Genomic DNA, 22,984 nt, shown 5'->3' on the forward strand with positions numbered 1-22,984 from the left:
CTTTTATACTAAGGTACAGTTTGTAGGTAAAATGTCGTACTTATTTAATTATAAATTTTTATTTAACGTCGCTGGCCCGTTGTTCCAGTATAGCGACTGCCGGTAAGGTTTTGCCTTCTAAAAACTCTAAAAAAGCGCCACCACCGGTTGAAATATAGGACACATCGGCCGCAATGCCGAACTTATCGATAGCCGCCAGGGTATCGCCACCACCGGCAATAGAAAATGCATTGCTGCTTGCAATCGCCTCGGCCAGTGCTTTGGTACCGGCAGCAAACTGTTCAAACTCAAATACACCGACCGGGCCATTCCAGACAATGGTACCGGCATTTTTCAGAATATCGGTCAGCTGCGCGATCGTGGCCGGGCCAATATCAAAAATCATTTCAGTACTGGTTACATCCGCCACCAGTTTTAAACTGGCGGGTGTTTTTTCGTTAAACTCCTGCCCTACTACCACGTCACGGGGAACCGGGATAATAGCACCACGTGCTTTTGCCTGGGCGATCAAACGCTTTGCCTCAGGAATAAGATCGGGTTCATACAGCGACTTGCCGACGTTGTTACCCTCGGCTGCGATAAAGGTATTGGCAATACCGCCACCGACAATTAGCTGATCAACGATGCCGGATAACGATTCCAGCACGGTCAGTTTAGTTGATACTTTTGAACCGCCGACTATAGCGACTAATGGCCGTTTCGGATTTTTCAAGGCGGCCCCTAAAGCATCCAGCTCGGCGACCAGCAACGGCCCGGCGCACGCCACCGGCGCAAACTTGGCTACACCATGGGTTGAAGCCTGCGCCCGGTGCGCGGTGCCAAAGGCATCCATCACGAACACATCACACAAAGCTGCCAGCTGCTGTGCCAGCTTATCATCATTATTAGCTTCACCAGTATTAAAGCGGACATTTTCAAACACCACAACTTCACCACTACTTACCTGCACACCCTGCAAATAATCACTGGCTAACCTGACGGGGACCTTAAGTGCACCGGCTAAATAATCAACTACTGGCTGCAGCGACGCCTCCTGAGTAAACGCGCCCTCTTCTGGCCGGCCCAGGTGTGACATCACCATGACCCGGGCACCTTGATCCAGCGCCAGTTGCAAGGTGGGTATTGCCGCTTTTAAGCGGGCGTCTGAGGTTACCTTGCCCGCTTTTACCGGAACATTTAAATCTTCCCGAATTAATACCCGTTTACCGGCTAAATCCAGGTCACTCATCCGAATAACGCTCATTTATTGCTCCTTGTCATCAATTCTGTTGCTGCATGGCCCGGGCGGTATCAAGCATCCGGTTGGCAAAGCCCCATTCGTTGTCACACCACACCAGGCATTTTACCAGGCGTTTATGGCTAACCCGGGTTTGCGAACCATCAACAATGCAGGAATGCGGGTTATGATTAAAATCAACGGAAACCAGTGGTTCTTCAGTATAATCCAGAATACCGCTCAGGCTGCCGATACCGGCTTGTTGTAAAGCCTGATTCACCTTGCTGATGCTAACATCCTGATGCAAGGTAACACTTAAATCCATTGCGGTAACGTTAACCGTTGGTACCCGCACAGCAATGGCTTCAAACCGGCCGGCAAACTTAGGTAAAATGCGCTCTATGCCAAGTGCCAGCTTGGTATCAACCGGAATAATTGACTGGCTGGCTGCCCGGGTACGGCGCAAGTCGGGATGATAGGCATCGATGACCTGCTGATCATGCATCGAGGCATGGATAGTGGTAATAGCACCGCTCTCCACGCCAAAATGCTGATCAAGTACCTGAATAACCGGCACTATGCAGTTGGTGGTACAAGAGCCCGCTGATACGACGGTCATGTCAGGGCTGAGTAAGTGTTGGTTAATACCATAAATAATAGTGGCATCGATATCGGTATCTGCCGGATGAGAAAACAACACCTTTCTGGCACCTGCTGTTAAGTGCCAATTAGCGTGCTCGCGGCTGTGAAACACGCCGGTACATTCCAGTACGATATCAACGTCCAGCTCTGCCCAGGGCAGCTCCAGCGGATCAGCTTCGCTAAACAGGGCAATATCATCACCCGCTACTGTTATACCACCGCTAAATGACTCTACCTTGCTGGCAAACCGACCATGCGAGGTATCGTATTTCAGCAGATGTGCCACCCCTTTCGCATCGGCCAGCTCGTTAATAGCCACAACCTGCAACTGCTGTTGCCAACCATTTTCATAAATCGCCCGCACTATATTGCGGCCAATCCGGCCAAAGCCATTTATTGCCAGTTTAATTGCCATAACACCACATAAAAGTGGGACCGCTGTGCGGCCCCGAAATTACTATTCACTAAGTTGTTTAGCTAAATTGTTTGTCAGCAGCCTGCACTATAGCATCAACTGTAATACCAAAATGCTTAAACAGCTGCTCAGCCGGTGCAGATTCACCAAAACTGGTCATGCCAATAATATCGCCAGCTAAACCGACATATTTGTACCAACTGTCAACAATACCCGCTTCCACTGCAATGCGTTTGGTTACAGCAGACGGTAATACGGCTTCACGATAAGCCGCATCCTGGGCATCAAACACATCGGTTGACGGCATAGAGACCACCCGCACTTGCTTGCCTTGCTCAGTCAGGGTTTTTGCAGCCTGCACTGCCAGCTCCACTTCAGAGCCGGTGGCAATGATAATCAGCTCTGCAGCTTGGTCGCTATCAAGCAGCACATAGCCACCACGCTTAATATTGCTGACAGTTGCTGCATCGCGCGCTTGCTGCACCAGGTTCTGCCGGCTGAAGATTAAGGTAGTAGGACCTGAGGTGCGCTCAATGGCTGCCTGCCATGCCACTGCAGATTCTACCTGATCGCACGGCCGCCAATTCATTAAATTAGGGGTAGCGCGTAAGCTTACCAACTGCTCGACCGGCTGGTGGGTTGGGCCATCTTCGCCCAGACCAATTGAATCGTGAGTATAAACAAAAATAACCCGCTGCTTCATCAGGGCAGCCATCCGCACTGCGTTACGGGCATATTCCATAAACATTAAAAAGGTGGCGCCATAAGGCACGAAGCCGCCATGCAACGCTATACCGTTCATCATGGCTGACATGCCAAATTCGCGCACACCGTAATATATATAGTTACCACTGGCATCTGCTGCGGTAACGGGTTTGGAGCCCGACCAGATAGTCAGGTTAGAACCGGCTAAATCGGCAGAACCGCCCAGCAATTCAGGCAGTAACGGGCCAAACGCATTCAGGGCATTTTGCGACGCTTTGCGGCTGGCGATGGTAGCAGGATTAGCCTGCAGCTTTGCAATATATGCTTGCGATTGCTCAGCCCAATTGGCCGGTAACTCACCGGCGGTACGGCGGCTGAACTCGGCTGCCAGCTCCGGGTGCGCTTGCTGGTAAGCAGCAAACAGGGTGTTCCACTGCGCTTCTGCAGCTTCACCCTTACTGTTTGCATCCCACTTTGCATAAATATCAGCCGGTATTGCAAAGGGCGCATGTGGCCATTGCAGGTAATCGCGGGTAGCGGCAATTTCAGCCTCTCCCAAAGGGGCACCGTGGCAGTCGTGGCTGCCACCTTTATTCGGTGAACCATAGCCAATCACCGTTTTACAGCAAATCAGGGTTGGTTTATCCGTCTGGGCCTGGGCCTGGGCAATCGCTGCTTTAACGGCGTCACTGTTGTGGCCATCAACATTGGCAATAACGTGCCAGCCATAAGCGGCAAAGCGGGCCGGGGTGTCGTCTGTAAACCAGCCTTCAACGTGGCCATCTATTGAAATACCGTTGTCATCCCAGAAGGCAATCAGCTTGTTCAGCCCCAGGGTGCCGGCAATAGAGCAGGCCTCATGCGAAATGCCCTCCATTAAGCAGCCATCGCCCAAAAAGACATAAGTGTGGTGGTCTACCACCGCAAAATCCGGCTGGTTAAACTGCGCGGCCAGGGTTTTTTCTGCCAGGGCCATGCCTACCGCATTGGTAATACCCTGGCCCAGCGGGCCGGTAGTGGTTTCAACACCCGGCGCATAACCATACTCCGGGTGGCCCGGGGTTCTGGAATGCAACTGACGGAACTGCTTTAAATCATCAATCGTTAAATCGTATCCGCTGAGATGCAACAACGAATACAACAGCATAGAGCCATGCCCATTTGACAGCACAAAGCGATCCCTGTCTGCCCAATTTGGATTTGCAGGGTTATGTTTCAGGTAATCCCGCCAGAGTACTTCAGCAATATCTGCCATGCCCATAGGGGCACCAGGATGGCCTGACTTTGCTTGTTGAACGGCATCCATACTTAACGCACGGATCGCATTGGCGAGTTGTTTACGAGATGGCATTTTAGCTCCTGCTAGTGGCTTGAATGAGGATGGCATATAACTTGACCTTATTTTCACTTACTGCCGGCCAGATGGCAAATGATTATCTTGGCTTACAAAAAAATCATAATAGATGTGATCGACTCATTAACTTCAGCGTAAACTTTGGCATTAAAGACGTCTGGGCGTCAAATATTACTAGCCAAATCTGGCCAGTTTAACTAAAATAAGCGGCTATTTTTCTGGCGGCAAGCTTGCGGCAGGGTTTCAGACCTGGCGCACCCTCGATATTAGCCCCCAGCGTGATGAATTAACCAACCTTGGTGGAACACAAACAATGGCACAACATATTTTTACTTCTGAGTCGGTCTCTGAAGGACATCCGGACAAAATCGCCGATCAAATCTCCGATGCAGTATTAGATGCAATTCTGGAACAAGACCCGAAGGCCCGTGTTGCCTGCGAAACCTTTGTGAAAACCGGCATGGTGCTGGTCGGTGGTGAAATCACCACCTCTGCCTGGGTGGATATTGAAGAGCTGACGCGCAAAACCGTACGTGAAATTGGCTACACCCATTCCGATATGGGGTTCGATGCCGACTCTTGTGCGGTACTGAACGCCATTGGTAAGCAGTCACCTGATATTAATCAGGGCGTTGATAAAAAAGACCCGCGTGAACAAGGCGCTGGCGATCAGGGATTAATGTTTGGCTACGCCAGCAATGAAACTGATGTATTAATGCCAGCACCTATTACTTATGCTCACCGTTTGGTGCAGCGCCAGGCGCAGGTGCGTAAAGATGGCACCCTGCCCTGGTTACGGCCAGATGCCAAGTCGCAGTTAAGCTTTATTTATGAAGACGGCAAGCCAGTGGGTATTGACGCAGTAGTGCTGTCTACCCAGCATTGCGATACCATCAGTACCGCCGACTTACGTGAAGCGGTGATGGAAACCATTATTAAGCCGGTGTTACCTGCCGAGTGGTTAACCAGCAAAACCAAATACTTTATTAACCCTACCGGCCGCTTTGTGATTGGTGGCCCGATGGGCGACTGTGGTTTAACCGGTCGTAAAATTATCGTCGATACCTACGGCGGCATGGCCCGCCACGGCGGCGGCGCGTTCTCGGGCAAAGACCCGTCGAAAGTAGACCGTTCAGCCGCCTACGCCGCGCGCTATGTGGCAAAAAATATCGTGGCTGCTGGCCTGGCTGATCGCTGCGAGCTGCAGGTGTCTTATGCCATTGGTGTGGCCGAGCCTACCTCTATCAGCCTGGAAACCTTCGGTACCAGCAAACTGACAGAAGATGAGCTGATTAAACTGGTACGTGAGCACTTTGACCTGCGCCCATACGGCCTGATTGAGATGCTGAACCTGGAGCGACCAATTTATGGCGCTACTGCCGCTTACGGCCACTTTGGCCGCAGCGAGTTCCCATGGGAGCAAACCGACAAGGCTGAATTACTGCGCCAGTACGCCAAGTAGTTGTTGAAAGACAACGCAAGAAAGGAGAGCTTCGGCTCTCCTTTTCCGCTTTTATTGGCAGTTGGGCTTATTTTCCGCTTACCTGCCCCACTGTTTTGTGTATGATAAAGGCGTTTTACCTTCCAGGGTTCAGCTGCCGGCTAGGGTGGCTAACAAAATAAAAAGATAAGAAAGACAAAAAGGTCAAAAACTATGTCTGAACAAATTACCGCCGTTGAAAAAAACGGCTGGATGAACCGTGCGCTCAACACGATAGAAGTAGTAGGCAACAAATTACCCGACCCTGCCGTGTTATTTGCACTGCTGATGGTTATTGTCTGGGTTGTCTCCTGGTTACTGTCTGGCGTCACCTTTACTGAACTCGACCCCCGCTCAGGTCAACAGATCCAAATTGTTAATTTACTCTCTGGCGACGCCCTGACTAACTTTAGCTCTAACATTGTCAATACCTTTGTTACTTTCCCGCCGCTGGGCGTAGTGTTAGTGGCTATGTTAGGTTTAGGCGTTGCCGAGTATACCGGCTTTATTAACGCCGGCTTACGCTCTATCTTGACGGTTACCCCCAAAATGCTATTAACCCCGGTGTTAATTGCGGTAGGTGTGCTGAGCCACGTCGCGGTAGATGCTGGCTATGTATTGGTGGTACCGCTTGGCGCCGTCATTTTTTATGCAGCTGGCCGTCATCCGCTGGCTGGTATTGCCGCCGCTTTTGCCGGTGTGTCCGGTGGTTTTTCTGCTACCTTTTTCCTGCCCTCGAGCTTAGACCCTTTGCTGGCCGGTTTAACCCAAACCTCGGCGCAAATTTTAGACCCTACGGTGATGGTTAACCCACTGAATAACTATATTTTCACCACCGCCTCAACCTTCCTGATCGTGGCGATTGGCTGGGTGCTAACCGACAAAGTAATAGAGCCTCGCTTGAAAGGCACTAAAGTAGACGGTGACACCTCACAAATGGTGACCATGGATGCGTTGAAACCTAATGAATTACGCGGTTTAAAAGCGGCTGCTTTTTCCATGTTTGCGGTAATGGCATTACTGGTATTGACTATTGTTGTGCCAGACACCACCCCCTGGGCCGCCAAGCCTGAAGACGTGTTGCCGGGTGTTAATCCGCTGCTAACCGCCGCCGCACCTTTGATGAAATCTATTGTGACCATTATTTTTGTGTTCTTTCTGGTGCCTGGTATTGTCTATGGGTATGTTTCAGGCTCAGTAAAAAATCATCGTGACGTGGTTGCCGGGATGAGCCATGCCATGAGCGGCATGGGCTACTACATTGTTATGGCATTTTTCTGCGCATTATTTTTATATGCTTTCAGCCAGTCAAACTTAGGGGTATTACTGGCATTAAAAGGCGCCAATGCCCTCAAAGCAATGGGTTTACCCCTGGGTATGACGCTGGTTGGCATCGTGTTCCTGTCTGGCTTTGTTAACCTGGTGGTAGGATCTGCCTCTGCTAAGTGGGCATTGATTGGCGCTATTATGGTGCCGATGCTGATGGAACTGGGTATCTCGCCAGATCTAACCCAAGCCGCTTACCGGGTGGGTGATTCATCAACCAATATCATTACGCCATTACTGCCTTACTTCCCATTAATTGTGGTGTTCTGCCAAAAATATGTGAAAGGCAGCGGTATAGGTACGCTAGTTGCGTTAATGCTGCCGTACTCGGTGGTAATGCTGGTGCTGTGGACCGCCTTCCTGCTTGGCTTCTGGGCACTGGATATCCCACTGGGTCTGGGTTCTAGTTATGAATATATCCCTGCCCGTTAAGTTATAGCCTGTAAACCTTGTCGAAAGCCGCTGCCATTGCAGCGGTTTTTTATTTTCAAGCGCCTGACACAACTGCTACCATTAACGCCATTTATCCTGGAGCCATTATTATGCGCACCCCCCGTATTTTTACACCGCAAGCCCTGACAACAGGCCAGGTTATCCAGCTGGATGACGAAGCCGCAAACCATGTTGGCCGGGTACTGCGGATGCAACCAGAGCAAGCGCTGCAGCTGTTTAATGGCGATGGTAATAACTATGCAGCCACAATAACCGACGTTAGCAAAAAGCAGGTTACGGTAACCATCCGCCAGGCTGAACCAAATCCGGTGGAATCGTCGCTGCGTATTCATTTAGGCCAGGCGATATCACGCGGTGATCGGATGGATTTTGCCATCCAGAAAGCCGTTGAGCTGGGCGTAACTGAAATTAGCCCCCTGTTTACTGAGCGCTGCGGCGTAAAGCTGGACGGTGAACGGCTGGCGAAACGTACCGAGCAATGGCAAAAAATTGCCATAAGTGCCTGTGAGCAAAGTGGCCGTAGTGTAGTGCCAGTGGTGCATCCGGCCATGCCATTAGAGCGTTGGCTGAACCAGCAAACAAATTGCTTACAGCTGACCTTGGATCCGCGGGCCAGCGCCACCATTAAAACCTTAGTGCCCAGTCAGCAAATCCGGCTGGTTATTGGCCCGGAAGGGGGTTTTAGTGATGCTGAGATCAGTGCTACCGATCAGGCTGGCTTTATCGGTATACAGCTTGGGCCAAGAGTGTTACGTACCGAAACCGCCGCACTGACTGCTATCAGTGCCTTACAACTGCAATTTGGCGATCTCGCCTGAGGGTATTATGACTGTAATTAAACTCGGGGTAGTGATGGACCCCATCAGCCAGATTAATATTAAAAAAGATTCCAGCTTCGCCATGCTGCTGGAAGCCCAGCATCGCGGTTATGAAATACACTATATGGAAATGGCTGACTTATACCTGCTGGAAGGCGAGGCTCGCGCCATGACAAAAACGCTGACCCTGCGTGAGGACACCCATAGCTGGTATCAGTTTAATCGCGAGCAGGACATGGCCCTGGCTGAGCTGGACGTGATTTTAATGCGCAAAGACCCGCCGTTCGATACTGAATACATTTACGCCACTTATATACTGGAGCGCGCCGAGCAAGCCGGCAGTTTAATTGTTAACAAACCACAAAGCCTGCGCGATGCCAACGAAAAACTGTATACCACCTGGTTTAGCCAGTTTACGCCGAAAACCCTGGTTAGCCGGGATGCTAAGCGCTTAAAAGCCTTTTATCAGGCCGAGCAGGACGTGATTTTAAAACCACTGGACGGCATGGGTGGTGCATCCATTTTCCGGCTGAAGCCGGGTGATGCCAATGTCAGCGTGATTATTGAAACACTTACCGAACATGGTACCCGCTATGCCATGGCTCAGCGTTTTATTGAACAAATCAGCGACGGCGATAAGCGAATATTAGTGGTAGATGGCGAACCCGTGCCCTACTGTCTGGCGCGGATACCGGCCAGTGGTGAAACCCGCGGCAACCTGGCAGCCGGTGGCCGCGGTGAAGCGCGGCCGTTATCCGAATCAGACTGGGCTATCGCCCGCGCGCTTGGCCCGACATTAAAAGAAAAAGGGCTGATTTTTGTTGGCTTAGACGTAATTGGTGATAAGCTTACTGAGATCAATGTTACCAGTCCCACCTGTATTCGTGAAATCGAGGCGGCCTATCCGGTAAGTATTACCGGTATGTTATTCGATGCCATTGAGCAACGCCTGGCCGTTCCCTGAGTGCTGTAACCACATTACTGTCATGACAATACAGTAACCACCATGCTTTAACTGCAATAGTGAGGTTGTTATGCAAGATTTCCAGGATCACTTTTTAATTGCTATGCCTGCGCTGGACGACCCGATGTTTAAGCGCAGCGTAACCTATATCTGCGAACACAGCGCTGAAGGCGCTATGGGTATTGTGATTAACCATCCGCTGAACGTTACAGTCGCAGATTTACTAAAACAACTGCAAATTGAATTTGACGGTAAGAGCCAGGTTGCCCGCAGCGCAGTTTGCGCCGGCGGCCCGGTACAAAGCGATCGGGGCTTTGTACTGCATAGCCCCAAAGGTGGCTACAGTAGCACCTTAGAGCTGAATAATGGCCTGATGGTAACCACCTCTAAAGATATACTAATGGACTTAACCACCCCGGCGGCGCCTGAAAAATTTTTACTGGCGCTGGGCTATGCGGGTTGGACTGCCGGCCAGTTAGAGCAAGAAATTGCTGACAACAGTTGGCTGGTGATCCCGGCTGACAACAGTATAATTTTTGATCTTATCCATGCAGAAAAGTGGCAAACCGCTACCGGTAAAATGGGCATTAAGCCCTGGCAACTGACCACCGAGGCGGGCCACGCATAATGAGTAGCAGCAGAACCGTACTGAGCTTTGATTACGGTACCAAAAGTATTGGCGTGGCGGTAGGCAATGAGCTTACCGGCAGCGCCACTTTATTACCGGCATTAAAAGCCCAGGACGGCACGCCCAACTGGGATCAGATAACCAAACTGATAAGCGACTGGCAGCCACAAGTGCTGCTGGTAGGCTTACCGCTGAACATGGACGGCAGCGAGCAAGACTTTACCGTCCGCACCCGCAAATTCGCTAACCGGCTGCATGGCCGTTATGGTTTGCCGGTAGCGCTGCACGATGAGCGTTTATCCACTGCCGATGCGCGCAGCCGCTTATTTGCCGAAGGCGGCTATCGTAAATTAACCAAAGATAAAGTAGACAGCCTGTCGGCCCAGATTATTTTTGAAGGTTGGTATGAGCAACAGTCCTGAACGCGCTAATAGTCCTGAACCCGCTAACAGTCCTGCACCGGCCGTCGCCATTGGGTACTATCAGCACTACAAAGGCGCCTATTATCAGGTATTACACTTAGCCCGCCATAGCGAAACTGAAGAGTGGCTGGTGATATACCGCGCCCTGTATGGCGACTGCGGCCTGTGGGCCCGCCCGGCCAGTATGTTTGCTGAAACCGTGGAAATTGCCGGCGAAACGCTGCTGAGGTTTCAGTTTATCAGCCAAACCCAACCAGATACCTTTACGAAAAATCTGCCAGATTAACCTCTTGCGCCAGCAGTAACGTAATGTCTTGCTGCGATAACCAGCTGCGTAATTGGACAGCACCGGCCTTGAGCTGATCGTGCTGGTTAATTAATTGCCATAGTTGCTGCAAAAAACTGTCAAAGCCAGCCGCAGCATCGTAGTGCAACGCCCCACTCTGGCTAATGACACTCAGCAAATGTCTAATCAGTTCAGAGCTCTGCTGCAGCTTCTGCTGATAAGGTACTAGTGTCTGCTGCAAGCAGTGTTGCAATGGATACAGTATCTCTACCGCTTCACGTAGTTGCTGTTTACGTAACTGGCCGCGATGCTCGTTGCGATGCACCGGCGCGGTAAGTTTGCTGCGCAAACCTGCCAGTTCAGCACTGGCCACTAAACTATAGCTGCTCAGTAGTTGTTCCGACGCGGTAAGCCAGTCTTGCAATGTCGCCAGCGCCTGCGGCTGTTTGCGTTCAAACCTGGTTACCATTGGCGGAAACTGTAACAGTAAGTCAGTTAATTCATTTACCAAATGTACCGTCGACTTTTGCATGGCGGTTATTCCGGCAATAAACGACGGCTGATTTCACCATTACTGCTTTCCATCTGCTGCCACTCCATACCCTCTTCCGAGATCTTCAGCTTTATATAAATAATGTTCTGTGGATTTTCCTCGCGAAGTTTATGTGACTCGGCAATCACATTTAAGTTATCAATCACTTTGCGCTGGTTTAATACTTTAATTTCCTGTTTAGCAACCGCCATTACTCTGGACGTGATTTGCTCAACATTCAACTTGGGTATGCTTTCACGGCTTACCAACTGATATTCCTCTGCCAGTTGCACCAGTTGGCGCGCTGCTACCTGGCTATACTCCTCTACCGGGGCTAGATCCTGCTTAATGCGCAGTGACTGCTCCAGGCTATGCGTTTGCTCAACCAATAGCGCCCGCAACGCCTTAGACGCTTTAGACGGCAAACTGGTACGACCGAGACTGTTAGTCAGCTCTTTATACATTAGGCTATTAAATTTTGTATTATCAATTGGTTGATACTCAGTTTCGGTTTTCTCCGTCAACACATCCAATGCCACCGGAATGGTCAGCTCAACATCACCTACCCGCATATGCGGTACAGCGAAATGCTTGAGTAAATCGTGTTTGGCATATTCTTCGGCCACTTTTACAGTTTGTATATCCGCCATCACTCTGGCGTTGGTAATGCTGCTAATAATACTGCCCAGGTATTCGTTTAAATTCGGCATACTGGTATCCCTGTTAAAAAGACCGGCAGCAGCGCCACCGGCCCAATGGCACGATAACGCTTATCACGCACTGACAATACTGTCTTCCAGCATTGTCAGGATCCGATCCAGCCCTGCCGGTATCTCGTCATTTAACGCCGTTACCCTGACCCCGAGGTTATACGTTTTTTCGACACTAACGCCGCGTGTCGACGAGCGCTTATATGACGCTGAGGCTTTAAAATTGACAATTTTATAATTAATACCCAGCTCTGCGCTGGCAGCAAATTCGCTGGAGACGTTCGACGTTTCGGTTGAGGTTAGCTTGGCGTTAAAATCGATAGTAATTTCTTCAATCCGCAATGCTGGTATCGTCAGCATGGTTAAAAATGGCACCTTTATCGATACTTCTGTCGAGATAAAATTACTGCTGACATCCGTACCCGGTGGCAAACCCTCATCGGTTAATTGCTGTGCCGTCTTGCCAACATGCGGGTTGGGTGTTGACTTGGTAAAGTCAAAATCAACATAGCGTAAGGCTTTGCCACTGCCGCTATCTTCAAACCCTACCGCCTGGATAAAACTAACCTGCGACATAGACGCCGCATGTTGTGCCTGCACGGCCGCCTGCAACGGGCCGCCAATGTAGACGCTGAAATCTAAACTATTGAGTTCCTGCACCAAATTTGGCATAACTCTCACTCCCTGCTAGCTGTACCTACTCTGTTAAGGCTTTTCGGTTGCCGCCAACTACTCACTCGCCGGCTGTTCACTACAGCTACTACAGACGGTACATCAGCACCAGTCCGGCAGTATATTAAGCCTAGTGGCTAGTGCTGAAATAACAAGCAAAAACACAAAGGGCCTGATGACATTTTGCTGATAATGCACTGACAAAATCTGCAGGTATTGCACCGCCCGCCGCCTGCTGAGCAATTTACCTGTCGTATGTCATGCCGCCCCCTGTCTGCGGCGTTTGCCTTTAGCCATAAATTTGCCGGAAATCACCGCAATTAACCGCTTATCATATTTTTACCCCAGTAATCGCATTTTTACCTTAGCATTCATCTTGTTCAATAAACCTTTGCAAAAAGTCGTTACATTTAACTTTTCGGTAAATTAGCAGGAGCATGTTATGTTTGAACCGTCAGAGTGGTTACATTTATTTGAGCAAAGCAGTGTCGGGTTTTTCCTTTGGTTTATCCCGCTATTTTTTGTCATTTATTTTATTCCTACCCTGGTTGCGTTGTTTTTTAACCGCCAGCATCTGGGGAAAATTGCCATAGCCAATATTCCGGCCGGCCTGTCGATGATTGCCTGGTTTGCACTGATAGGCTTAGCATTCAGTGGCAGACTGCTTACTAAAAAAGAAAAATTAAACAACATCGTTGTGAAGTGACTGGAGAATACTTATGAGTAAAAATGTTGGTCAGGCGCTGGTCGATATCTTTGTCGCACCCAAGCAAGTATTTACTGCATTGCCCGAGAAAAAAAGCTGGAGCTGGATAGCCCTGTTGCTCATTATCGTGGTGAGTACCGTCAGTATATGGTGGTTCTTTGCTGGCATGAGTCCGGAATGGATCGTCGAGCAACAGTTGGCATCTGTTGCCCATACCATGACACCTGCCGAAATTGAGCAAAGCCGGGCAGTTATGGGGCAAATGGCTGATAAAACAGGAATTATTGCGATTGGCGGCACAGTGATCGTAACGCCAATTTTGCTGGCCTTGGTGGCAGCTTACCTGATGCTGGTGGGAAACCCCGGCCAAAAACGCCCTTATGGTGACTGGTATGCTATGGCCGTCTGGAGTTATATGCCATACGTGATTAACATGCTTGGGTTGATGATATTGATCCTGTTAAGCAGTGATCCGAATATGTTACTTAACACCGCAAATTATCTGTCATTGAACCAACTACTACTCGGCTTGGAGACTACTCATTCCTGGTATAACTGGGCTGAAAACCTGAACTTAATCTATTTGTGGATAACAGCTTTGTTTGCTATTGGCCTGCACAGCTGGAGTGGTTACAGTGCCGCGAAAAGTAGCATCTTAGCCGCCTTACCCCTGCTGGTTATTTTTGGCCTGTGGGCTGTGTTTATCTGAATCGAGTAAACGGAATTAACCGATGAAAAAAATGCTGATATTGCTGGTGATTGTTGCGGTACTGGTGGGGCTGATTAGCCTGAGCCAATACCGCAAACAACAACAAACAACCAGTGTTACCACAGCGCTGGTCAGCGAAGGCGCATTGGCCGACAGCATTCTGGCGTCTGGTAACCTGGAGTTTAATACCCAAATTCAGATCCGCTCTGAAGTGACCGGCCGGGTACTGGAAGTGCTGGTTGAAGAAGGTGATGTGGTTGAACAAGGCCAGATACTGATGCGGCTGGACGACACCGCATTTGCAGCAGATGTGAACCGCACCCGTGCTATGGTGCAAAGTCAGCAAATAGATATTGCCCGCGCTAAAGCGCAACTGGCTGATTTACAGCGCCAGTTCAGCCGGCAACAACAGCTATATAGCAGCGGGCTTATTCAGCAGGAAACCATAGATAGCTTGCAAAGCCAGCTGGATATTGCCGACATTAATGTCCGCTCGAGTGAAGCCGCATTGCAACAGGGTCTGGCTACCCTGGCCATGGCCGAAGATAACTTAAGCAAAACGGTGTACCGGGCACCCATTGCCGGCTTACTTTCCACCGTAGACATTAAACCAGGTGAAACCGTAATAGCGGGCAGCACCAACATTATTGGCAGCCCGCTGATGACCCTGGCCGACCCCAGTGCCATCCTGGCTGAACTGCGGGTAGATGAAGCCGATATTGCCAATGTGCATCTGGGCCAACAGGCTGAAATTTTTGCTGCGGCTTATCCGCGCCAGGCAATTAAAGGCGAAGTGATTCAAATTGCTACCTCGGCCCGTTACATGAACCAGAGCCAGAGCTTATCATTCCGGGTTAAGGTGTTATTGCAGCCGGAAGATATTGCACTATATCCGGGGATGAGTTGCCGCGCAGAAATTATTCTGGCGCAAAAGCCGCAAAGCTTGCAGGTGCCTATTGCCGCTGTTCAGCAAAATGAACACTATTTTGTCTGGATAGTACAGGATGGATTAGCCACAAAACGCCAGGTAACCCTTGGCATGGCCAGCGATATTGCCCAGGAAGTGTTAACCGGTGTACAGGTTGGCGATGAGGTTATTACCGGCCCTGCCCGCACCATGCCTGGCCTGACCGAAGGGCGGCGTCTGACGACAGAACTGCGGGATAACTAGTATGAGTAACGCCGTGATCCAACTGCAGCAAGTCAGCAAACGCTATCAGATGGCCGATGAAACGTTCTATGCATTAAAGCAGGTTGACCTGACCATCACTGAAAATGACTACGTTGCGATTGTCGGGCCTTCAGGCTCAGGTAAATCAACCTTAATGAACATTCTGGGCTGCCTGGATACACCAAGCGCAGGCCACTATCAGCTGGCCAACCGGGACGTATCAACCATGAACGAAACCGAGTTGGCTGAACTTAGAAATGAAGCTGTTGGCTTTATTTTTCAAAGTTTTAACTTATTACCACGCGCCACTGTGCTGGCCAACGTTATGCAACCTCTTATTTACCGTGTCATGGCCAACAGCACACGCAAAGCATTGGCGCTGCAGGCATTACAGCGGGTTGGCCTGAGTGACAAAACCGGCCATTTACCCAATCAGTTATCCGGAGGCCAGCGCCAGCGGGTGGCAATTGCAAGGGCGCTGGTTACTAAGCCACGCATTTTGCTCGGTGACGAGCCCACCGGCAATCTGGATAGCAAAACCACTAAAGATATTATGGCATTATTTGATCAGTTACATCAGGAAGGCCATACCATTATTCTGGTTACCCATGAGCAGGACATCGCCGACCATTGTCAGCGGGTGATCCGCCTGGTTGATGGTGAAATTGAACAGGATTTTCGTAATCCGCAGGAACACGTCGCCCATGCTTAAATTATTACATGCCGGATTTGAAGGTAGCAAAGCGGCTTTCGGCTCTATTCGTGCTCATGGCCTGCGCAGTGCACTGACCACTCTGGGTATTATTATTGGCGTGGCCGCCGTGATAACGGTAGTGGCTATTATGCAGGGCCTAAGCCATAGCATTACCAGTCAGCTGGATGACTTAGGCAGCGATATGATTACGCTTAAAGCCTACACGCCAACCAATCAGCAAATGCTGGGGGTACAGAACCGGCTGCATTATGACGACTTTTTGCTGTTAAAAACCCGGGTAAACAATGTCGAAGATATGACCGCCAGTATGCAGGCCTTTAGTATGGGCTCTCAGGTGCAATATGGCCGTAACACCGCTCAGTCGCAAATTATCGGTACCGACAGCAGCTATCAGAATGTGGTTCGGGTTTACCCGGACGCAGGCCGCTTTTTATCCGGCAGTGATGATGATCGCCGCCGCCGGGTAGCTTTTATCGGCTCGTCGCTGATTAAGCAGCTTGATTTGCCGGCTAATCCGGTGGGTGAATTTATTAACCTGTCGGGTGACTGGTTCCGGATAATAGGTGTGGCCGAAACCCGCGGTAGCCTGTTTGGTTTTGATCAGGATAATTATATTATTGCGCCGTTCAGCACCATCCGCTCTTTAAGTGGTGAACGTGCCGCCCGCAATATAGAAGTGATGTTCCGGCCGGCAGCCGGGGCTGATCCACTGCAAATTCAGCAACAAATGCGTACTATCTTACGCCAGCACCATAAACTGGCCGCAGATACACCCGACCCCTTTGAGTTTGTCAGTGCTGAGCGCATGATAGCGCAATTTAATACCATTACCCGCAGTATTACCCTGGTCGCTGGCGGTGTGGTCAGTATCAGCTTACTGGTGGGTGGCATTGGCGTAATGAATATTATGCTGGTATCGGTTACCGAGCGTACCCGGGAAATTGGCATTGTTAAGGCGCTGGGCGCCACCCCGCAGTTTATTTTGATCCAGTTTCTGGTAGAAGCGTTGGTATTATCGCTGTTTGGCGGCATTATTGGCTTAGCGCTGGGTGCTGGTGTTGCCAGTTTTATTGGCTTAATGATGCCCGCCATGCCAGAAGCACTGATACCACTATGGGCCGTTCTGCTGGCCATTGGCTTTACCACCCTGATAGGAGTTGTATTTGGCCTGGCGCCAGCTATTAAAGCCTCGCGTTTAAACCCGATAGATGCATTACGTTATGAATAACCAGCAAAGTTACTGGCAGCAGCACTGGTATTATTGCTGGCACAGCAGCAAAGCCTACCGTAAAGGACAGGCATTAAGCTTGGTGTTATTTATACTGTTTTTTCTACTGTATTCCCTCCCCTTTATGCTGGGTGCGCAAGCTGAGTTTATTTTGTTTTTCTTGCTACGCTATGTATTGGAAGGTATCAGCTTTATATTGCTAAGCCATTTTTTTCTGCGCCCCGTGCTTAAGATCCATTTTCTACGGGGTTATTCCTGGCGGGCAGCCATTCAAATTATAATTTGGATGAGCCTGGCGGCGCTGATATTGGCATGTGTTAGCACCTTTGTCTCTTTTTTGCCTGCTTTGGCGAAAACCGATATGCAGCAAGTTACTCTGGTTAATAAAGACAGTGTTGAAGGGCTACAAATGCATTTTAGCCGTGCATCCATGCTGGTTATGCTGTGGTTGATGCACATCAGCTTGTTTTTGTTTTGGAGCTTAATTTACCTTGGCTGGCAAATGCGCCAAAGCCGTAAAGCCTTGCAGGAAGAAATGCAGCAAGCCAGATTACAGCAGTTAACCAATCAACTAAACCCGCATTTTTTGTTTAATGCACTAAACAGCATCCGGGCACTTATTTTTGAAGATCAGCACAAAGCCGCAGATACCGTGACCCAGTTAGCCGAATTATTCCGGGTGCATTTACAAGCACACTTGCGGCCCACTGCCAGCGTGCAGGAAGAATGGCTGTTATGTCAGCATTACCTGAAAATAGAACAGGTCAGGCTGGAGCAACGCTTGCAGGTAGAGGTGGATATTGCCGATGAGGTAGCTCAGCAACTTTTACCCACACTATGCCTGCTAACCTTGCTGGAAAATGCGGTAAAACATGGTATTAGCCCTAACGCTGCGGCCGGCAACATCCAGATAAGCGCCAAGCGGCTGGGTAAACGCTGGCAACTACTGCTCACTAACTCCGTCGGTGCAGCCTCCAATAGCCAGTGTACCGGCACTGGCTTAGCCAACTGTCGCAAACGCCTGCAACTGATGTTTGGCGATAAAGCCAGTTTCGAAGCTGACCTGGGTAATGGCCACTATACGGTGCGCATGGAGCTGCCTTATGCCTCATCATTATAAAACCTTAATTGTTGACGATGAGCGGCTGGCCCGCAACGAGTTAAAGCGCTTATTGCTGCCCCACCCCGAATGCGAGATAGTGGCCGAAGCCGCCAGTGCCACAGCAGCATTGGCTATACTGGCACAGCAAACTATTGACCTGGTATTTATGGATATTCAGATGCCGGAAATCAGCGGTATCGAGCTGGCTAACGACATTCCGGAAGCTACCCGCTTTGTGTTTGTCACCGCTTTTAACAGCTACGCACTGGATGCCTTTTCATTAAATGCTGTCGACTATTTACTTAAGCCCGTCGCGCCAGAGCGGCTGGCAAAAACCATCGCCCGGCTACCGCCACCACAAGCCAGCCCGACAACTGCAACCAACACCGAACCGCAGCCAGCAGTGAACTGCCTGCCAGAACATCATGGTATTTTACTGAAATTTGGCGATATTAACCGTATTGTCCGGCTACAGGAAATTTACCGTTTTGAAAGCATCGGCAACCATGCGGCTGTTTACACCAGCTATGGGAAAAGCTTTATTCACAGCTCCCTGGCGCGAATTGAGCAAAAACTAGACCCGCTATTTTTCTTTAAAACCAGCAGAGCTGACATTATTCGGATTGGATCAATTAGTCATTTGGAGCCTGCGATAGCCGACGGCGGATTAATTGCCGTATTGCAAGACGGTCAACATATCAATGTCAGCCGCCGCCAGGCGCAGCAACTTAAACACCAATTCAGTACATTCTAACTGGGGTTGTATTGCCTCAACTCACGCTGCATTTAACGGCCTAATACGTGCAACTTCGTCTTTAACAACTTGTGCGGCTACCCATAAATCAACAGCACGCTGCGCATTTAACCAGAACTCAGCTGAGTTGCCAAACAAACGGCTTAAGCGAAGTGCCATTTCTGGGCTGACCGCACGGCGTTCGCGCAGCAGTTCATTTACTGACTGACGCGACACGCCTAACGCTTCAGCAAGCTTTGTCGCTGTTAACGCATAGTCTGGTATAAAATCTTCTCGTAGCATCTCACCAGGGTGGGTAGGTTTGCGCTGCAAGCCAACGGTATTTAGAATTGTCATAGGGGTACCTCTAAATTCAGTGGTAATCGCATACTTCAACATCGTATGCATTACCCTCTACAAAACGAAAACAAATCCGCCACTGGGTGTTTATTGAAATAGCATGCTGCCCTTGCCTGTCTCCTGACAACGCATGCAGTCGGTTGCCGGGTGGTACTTTCAGATCATCCAACTGCTTTGCCAGATCAAGATATTCCAGTTTACGGGCAGCTCTTTTTGCTATTTCAGGCGGAAACTTCTTTGTCCTGCCGCTAACATAAAGTTCCAACGAGCGTTTATCTGCAAACGTTTTAATCATGCGTCAAAGCGTAGCTTGTCACGTGACACGTGTCAATTATACTGGGTCGTTTTACATTCAGTATTTATCAGATCAACCAAGCTGCTGCCGGTACCACTCACCGACGATTAAACTGGCCGCGACACTGACATTCAGCGATTCCACTTTGCCAGTGCCTGGTATTTGCAGTGCAATATCGGCGCTATTTGCCACGGCTTTTGATACACCAAACATCTCCTCGCCAAATACTATTACCACTTTTTGCGGTAAGGCCGTGTTATACAACGACTGGCCGCCATGGCTTGATGTGGTTACCAGGCTATAGCCCGCTTGCTTGCATAGCTGCAAGGCTAGTGGCATATCATCACAGCTAAGCGGCGAAATAAACTCGCCCCCACCCTCGGCCGTGCGCAGCGCTGCACCCGACTGCAATAACTGCGGCTCGCGCATAATAATACCGGTTACCCCAAAATGGGCGCAGGTACGGGCAATCGCCCCTAAGTTGTGCGGGTTGCCTACGCCGTCGAGGGCCAGTAAACAGTCATGCCGGGGTATAGTTTGGTTTAAATAACTGGCAATACTGCTAATGGGCTTACGTTTTACCAGCAACACGATACCGCCATGGTGCTGGCTGGCGGCAACTTTCTCCAGCTCAGCATCATCAACAATGTGATAGGCCTTTTTTGCTGCGGCCAGGTACTTCATGACATCAGCAAATTTCGGTGCCAGTTGCTGGGATATATATAAGCGGATAATCGCTTCAGGCCGCTGGCTAAACAGCACCCGACAGGCGTTGTCACCGTATACTTTACTTTCATCCTGCACCGCTTTTGCCGCGTGCCCCTTGCCACCGGCTGCACCGCGGTTAGGCTTACCAGCGCCAGCCTTATCAGTTTTTGTCCACGGCTTTTGTAAGGCTGTATGTTTATGGTCTTTATTGCCCGGTTTGGCTTGTCGCTGTTGCTGGCTGCGGCCAGCGCGTTTGGGTTGATCAACCATGAAAAAGTCCTGAATACCGTGATATGGCGCCAATTTTAGCATTGCTGCCCTGCTATTACTTGTATTTTTCAGCTAGCTCAGTATCCTTGGCGGCATCATTTATGCGCACTTTTTCCGGGGTTATTGCCGCATGCTTAGTTATCGTCACAGTTATCATGCCGGCAATCATGCCGATGTGTTAAAACATCTGGTACAGGTGGCCATTCTTGATTACCTGCTGCAAAAAGATAAGCCGCTGTGTTACCACGACAGCCATGCCGGTGCGGGTTTATATAGCCTTGGCAGTGAGCAGGCACAAAAAACAGCCGAATATCAGCAGGGCATTGGCCGTTTATGGCAGTATCAGGCCAAGTCTGCCGCACTGGCCAGCTATTTAAATCTGATTAACAGCCTGAACCCGGATAATAACCTGGCATTTTACCCCGGCTCACCGAAAATTGCGGCCATGCTACTGCGCCCGCAAGACACAATTCAGGCTACCGAGCTGCATCCCAGCGACTTCCCCATTTTGCAAAGCCAGTTTGCCCGGCGCCGCTACAGCCGCATTGAACATCTCGATGCCTGGGCCGGTTTTAAAGCCATGTTACCGCCACTGGTAAAACGTGGCCTGGTGCTGATAGACCCACCGTACGAACTGAAAACCGAATATAGCGATGTGGTGGCGGGGCTGGCAGAAGCGTACCGGCGTTTCCCACAAGCTACTTACGCTATCTGGTATCCGGTGATTGAACGCCCGGCCATCGAAGCCTTTATTAATGCCATTGTTGCTACCGGCATTAAAAACCAACTGCGCATTGAGTTTTGCCCGCAGCCTGATAAAGCCGGTTTTGGCATGAGTGGTAGCGGCATGCTGGTGATAAATTCCCCCTATACCTTAGCGGCCAGTATGCGTGAAGCACTGGCCGAGCTGGCGCCGATGCTGGCAGGCAGTGATCATCAAGGTAGTAACCTGTGGCAAGTCAGCCAGCTGGTAGGAGAATAAATGCATTTAGTAAATAAGATAATCCGCGTTAACGGCATCTGCTTACTTAGCATCATGTTACTGCTGCTGGCAGCAGAGACTCAGGCGTTTGGCCGTACTGGTCATAATATGATTTGCGACATGAGCTATCAGCTGGTGCAGCCGGCTACCCGCAACAAACTAGATAAGTTATTACAGGCCACACCCTATCAACGCTTTGGCCCGGCCTGTGTCTGGCCTGATGAAGTGCGCTCGCAAGATGAATTTGCCTGGAGCCGGCCACATCACTATATTAATTTACAGCGTGGCGAAACCAAGGTTACCCGCCAGCACTGCCCCGAAGTGGGTTGTGTGGTATCGGCCATAGAAGATATGCAGCGCCGGTTGCAACAGGATAAAACAGACTGGCAGGCGCTGCTGTTTTTGAGCCATCACATTGCTGATTTACATCAGCCGCTGCATGTTAGCTTTGCTGATGATTTGGGTGGCAACCGCACTGCCGTTTACTTTTTTGGTGAGCCCTCCAATTTACATGGCGTGTGGGATACCGCCATGCTGGTTAAACTGGGCTACAACGAGCCGGCAAAACAGCAACAATTGTTTGCCAGTTTAACCCCGGCAATGCAGCAAAAATGGCAAGACAGCGACCTGATGACCTGGACCAATGAATCGGCCAGCATCACCATCGGCCTGTATCAGCAGTACCGGCCGGGCATGTTAATTGATGACAGTTATCTGACTAAGCATCAGCAGGTGCTGGAACAACGCCTGCTGCAAGCGGCTGTGCGGCTGGCGGCAACCCTTGATGCATTATTTGCTGGAAAAGAATAACAGCTTAACCGCTAACTGAAAAGTTAGCGGATCCAGCCTTTGCTGATCTGGCGAAAGCTTTCATGATCGCCGCGCTCTAACCATTCAAACGCCAGCATTTCTTTGCTGATTATCTGGCAACCCGCCTGCTGCATCCGGCTAAGTGCCAGTTGCTTATTATCAGGCGTGCGTGATCCCACCGCCTCAAAAACCACAAACACCTGATAACCTGCTGCCACTAAATCCAGCGCAGTTTGCAGCACACAAACATGGCTTTCGGTACCTATCAACACAATTTGCTGCCGGCCAAGGCTAACCAGTTGTTGTTGCACTGCAGGCTCACGCCAGGCACTGAAGTGAATTTTCTCCATTACCGCCTCGTCACTCAGCAATTCACGGATGCTGGCGACGGTATGGCCCAGCCCCTTGGGGTAATGCTCAGTGGCCAGCAACGGAATATCCAGCTGCAACGCCACTTGCAATACCCAGGTAGCCGCCTGCTCTAACGCCTTTGTGTCATAAATTGCCGGCGCCAGCTTTTGCTGAATATCTATCAATAACACTAAGCTGTTGTTAGCTTGTAATAACATCAC

The 22,984-nt window shown here is 50.1% G+C and carries 26 protein-coding genes; 16 read left to right on the forward strand and 10 right to left on the reverse strand.

The features are described from left to right. Positions 1-58: 58 nt before the first annotated feature. From WG68_RS02980 to tkt, 3 genes are read right to left on the reverse strand one after another with little or no spacing between them, the layout of a single operon-like run. Positions 59-1,243: a phosphoglycerate kinase gene (locus WG68_RS02980; protein WP_046556165.1), complete on the reverse strand. Its 1,185-nt coding sequence runs from the start codon at positions 1,241-1,243 to the stop codon at positions 59-61. Between the two features lie 16 nt (positions 1,244-1,259). Continuing rightward, positions 1,260-2,273: an erythrose-4-phosphate dehydrogenase gene (gene epd / locus WG68_RS02985; protein ID WP_046556166.1), complete on the reverse strand. Its 1,014-nt coding sequence runs from the start codon at positions 2,271-2,273 to the stop codon at positions 1,260-1,262. Positions 2,274-2,331: 58 nt separating this feature from the next. Then, complete coding sequence (tkt, locus tag WG68_RS02990; RefSeq protein ID WP_046556167.1) at positions 2,332-4,329, reverse strand: transketolase; 1,998 nt, start codon at positions 4,327-4,329, stop codon at positions 2,332-2,334. Positions 4,330-4,645: 316 nt separating this feature from the next. Here tkt and metK point away from each other — a divergent pair, with 316 nt between their 5' ends. The 7 genes from metK (at position 4,646) to WG68_RS03025 (ending at position 10,709) form a co-directional block, all read left to right on the forward strand. Beyond that, complete coding sequence (gene metK / locus WG68_RS02995; RefSeq protein ID WP_046556168.1) at positions 4,646-5,794, forward strand: methionine adenosyltransferase; 1,149 nt, start codon at positions 4,646-4,648, stop codon at positions 5,792-5,794. A 192-nt stretch (positions 5,795-5,986) separates the two neighbouring features. After that, on the forward strand, positions 5,987-7,570 hold the full coding sequence (locus WG68_RS03000) for an AbgT family transporter (RefSeq protein ID WP_046556169.1): 1,584 nt from the start codon (positions 5,987-5,989) through the stop codon (positions 7,568-7,570). Positions 7,571-7,680: 110 nt separating this feature from the next. Further along, on the forward strand, positions 7,681-8,409 hold the full coding sequence (rsmE, locus tag WG68_RS03005; protein WP_046556317.1) for a 16S rRNA (uracil(1498)-N(3))-methyltransferase: 729 nt from the start codon (positions 7,681-7,683) through the stop codon (positions 8,407-8,409). A 7-nt stretch (positions 8,410-8,416) separates the two neighbouring features. Then, positions 8,417-9,373, forward strand: a complete 957-nt coding sequence (gshB, locus tag WG68_RS03010) for a glutathione synthase (protein WP_046556170.1) — start codon at positions 8,417-8,419, stop codon at positions 9,371-9,373. 70 nt (positions 9,374-9,443) lie between these two features. Beyond that, positions 9,444-10,001, forward strand: coding sequence for a YqgE/AlgH family protein (locus tag WG68_RS03015; protein ID WP_046556171.1), 558 nt, complete (start codon positions 9,444-9,446; stop codon positions 9,999-10,001). Then, positions 10,001-10,423, forward strand: coding sequence for a Holliday junction resolvase RuvX (ruvX, locus tag WG68_RS03020; RefSeq protein WP_046556172.1), 423 nt, complete (start codon positions 10,001-10,003; stop codon positions 10,421-10,423). Before WG68_RS03015 ends, ruvX begins: the two co-directional genes overlap by 1 nt. After that, the gene (locus WG68_RS03025; RefSeq protein WP_046556173.1) at positions 10,407-10,709 is read left to right on the forward strand and encodes a DUF1653 domain-containing protein; all 303 of its coding nucleotides are present in this window, start codon (positions 10,407-10,409) and stop codon (positions 10,707-10,709) included. Before ruvX ends, WG68_RS03025 begins: the two co-directional genes overlap by 17 nt. Here the strand turns inward: WG68_RS03025 and WG68_RS03030 are convergent. The 3 genes from WG68_RS03030 to WG68_RS03040 form a co-directional block, all read right to left on the reverse strand. After that, positions 10,687-11,241, reverse strand: coding sequence for a hypothetical protein (locus WG68_RS03030; RefSeq protein WP_046556174.1), 555 nt, complete (start codon positions 11,239-11,241; stop codon positions 10,687-10,689). The two genes, WG68_RS03025 and WG68_RS03030, sit on opposite strands and share 23 nt — an antisense overlap. Before the next feature lie 5 nt (positions 11,242-11,246). Then, the gene (locus WG68_RS03035; protein ID WP_046556175.1) at positions 11,247-11,951 is read right to left on the reverse strand and encodes a hypothetical protein; all 705 of its coding nucleotides are present in this window, start codon (positions 11,949-11,951) and stop codon (positions 11,247-11,249) included. Positions 11,952-12,014: 63 nt separating this feature from the next. Continuing rightward, the gene (locus WG68_RS03040; protein ID WP_046556176.1) at positions 12,015-12,623 is read right to left on the reverse strand and encodes a DUF2589 domain-containing protein; all 609 of its coding nucleotides are present in this window, start codon (positions 12,621-12,623) and stop codon (positions 12,015-12,017) included. A 442-nt stretch (positions 12,624-13,065) separates the two neighbouring features. Here WG68_RS03040 and WG68_RS03045 point away from each other — a divergent pair, with 442 nt between their 5' ends. The 7 genes from WG68_RS03045 to WG68_RS03075 are packed head-to-tail and all read left to right on the forward strand — an operon-like array spanning position 13,066 to position 19,008. Then, entirely contained in the window at positions 13,066-13,329 is a 264-nt protein-coding gene (locus WG68_RS03045) for a superinfection immunity protein (protein WP_046556177.1), read from the forward strand. Between the two features lie 13 nt (positions 13,330-13,342). Then, positions 13,343-14,038 carry a YIP1 family protein gene (locus WG68_RS03050; RefSeq protein WP_046556178.1) on the forward strand — a complete coding sequence of 232 codons (696 nt, stop codon included), beginning with the start codon at positions 13,343-13,345 and terminating at the stop codon, positions 14,036-14,038. 22 nt (positions 14,039-14,060) lie between these two features. Next, a complete protein-coding gene (locus WG68_RS03055; protein ID WP_046556179.1) occupies positions 14,061-15,209 on the forward strand; it encodes an efflux RND transporter periplasmic adaptor subunit in 1,149 nt (382 codons plus the stop codon). A gap of 1 nt (position 15,210) precedes the next feature. Continuing rightward, positions 15,211-15,921 (forward strand): ABC transporter ATP-binding protein, encoded by a 711-nt coding sequence (locus WG68_RS03060; RefSeq protein WP_046556180.1) that lies wholly within the window; start codon positions 15,211-15,213, stop codon positions 15,919-15,921. Further along, the gene (locus WG68_RS03065; protein WP_046556181.1) at positions 15,914-17,152 is read left to right on the forward strand and encodes an ABC transporter permease; all 1,239 of its coding nucleotides are present in this window, start codon (positions 15,914-15,916) and stop codon (positions 17,150-17,152) included. The genes WG68_RS03060 and WG68_RS03065 overlap by 8 nt, the downstream gene beginning before the upstream one ends. After that, positions 17,145-18,272 carry a sensor histidine kinase gene (locus tag WG68_RS18995; RefSeq protein ID WP_052748927.1) on the forward strand — a complete coding sequence of 376 codons (1,128 nt, stop codon included), beginning with the start codon at positions 17,145-17,147 and terminating at the stop codon, positions 18,270-18,272. The genes WG68_RS03065 and WG68_RS18995 overlap by 8 nt, the downstream gene beginning before the upstream one ends. Then, positions 18,256-19,008 (forward strand): LytR/AlgR family response regulator transcription factor, encoded by a 753-nt coding sequence (locus WG68_RS03075; RefSeq protein ID WP_046556182.1) that lies wholly within the window; start codon positions 18,256-18,258, stop codon positions 19,006-19,008. Before WG68_RS18995 ends, WG68_RS03075 begins: the two co-directional genes overlap by 17 nt. A 21-nt stretch (positions 19,009-19,029) precedes the next feature. Here the strand turns inward: WG68_RS03075 and WG68_RS03080 are convergent, their stop codons facing one another. From WG68_RS03080 to WG68_RS03090, 3 genes are all read right to left on the reverse strand, one after another. Beyond that, the gene (locus WG68_RS03080) at positions 19,030-19,344 is read right to left on the reverse strand and encodes a HigA family addiction module antitoxin (RefSeq protein WP_046556183.1); all 315 of its coding nucleotides are present in this window, start codon (positions 19,342-19,344) and stop codon (positions 19,030-19,032) included. 16 nt (positions 19,345-19,360) lie between these two features. Beyond that, positions 19,361-19,642, reverse strand: a complete 282-nt coding sequence (locus tag WG68_RS03085) for a type II toxin-antitoxin system RelE/ParE family toxin (RefSeq protein ID WP_046556184.1) — start codon at positions 19,640-19,642, stop codon at positions 19,361-19,363. A 72-nt stretch (positions 19,643-19,714) separates the two neighbouring features. Continuing rightward, positions 19,715-20,620, reverse strand: coding sequence for a tRNA/rRNA methyltransferase (locus WG68_RS03090; protein ID WP_083981785.1), 906 nt, complete (start codon positions 20,618-20,620; stop codon positions 19,715-19,717). A gap of 130 nt (positions 20,621-20,750) precedes the next feature. Here WG68_RS03090 and WG68_RS03095 point away from each other — a divergent pair, with 130 nt between their 5' ends. Both WG68_RS03095 and WG68_RS03100 read left to right on the forward strand, forming a co-directional pair. Continuing rightward, positions 20,751-21,602: a 23S rRNA (adenine(2030)-N(6))-methyltransferase RlmJ gene (locus WG68_RS03095; RefSeq protein ID WP_046556186.1), complete on the forward strand. Its 852-nt coding sequence runs from the start codon at positions 20,751-20,753 to the stop codon at positions 21,600-21,602. Continuing rightward, complete coding sequence (locus WG68_RS03100) at positions 21,603-22,412, forward strand: S1/P1 nuclease (protein WP_046556187.1); 810 nt, start codon at positions 21,603-21,605, stop codon at positions 22,410-22,412. A 23-nt stretch (positions 22,413-22,435) separates the two neighbouring features. Here WG68_RS03100 and WG68_RS03105 read toward each other — a convergent pair whose 3' ends face one another. Next, on the reverse strand, positions 22,436-22,981 hold the full coding sequence (locus tag WG68_RS03105; protein ID WP_046556188.1) for a hydrolase: 546 nt from the start codon (positions 22,979-22,981) through the stop codon (positions 22,436-22,438). Positions 22,982-22,984 lie beyond the last annotated feature (3 nt).

This window comes from Arsukibacterium ikkense, assembly GCF_000987775.1.
GTDB classification, from domain to species: Bacteria; Pseudomonadota; Gammaproteobacteria; order Enterobacterales; family Alteromonadaceae; genus Alishewanella; species Alishewanella ikkense.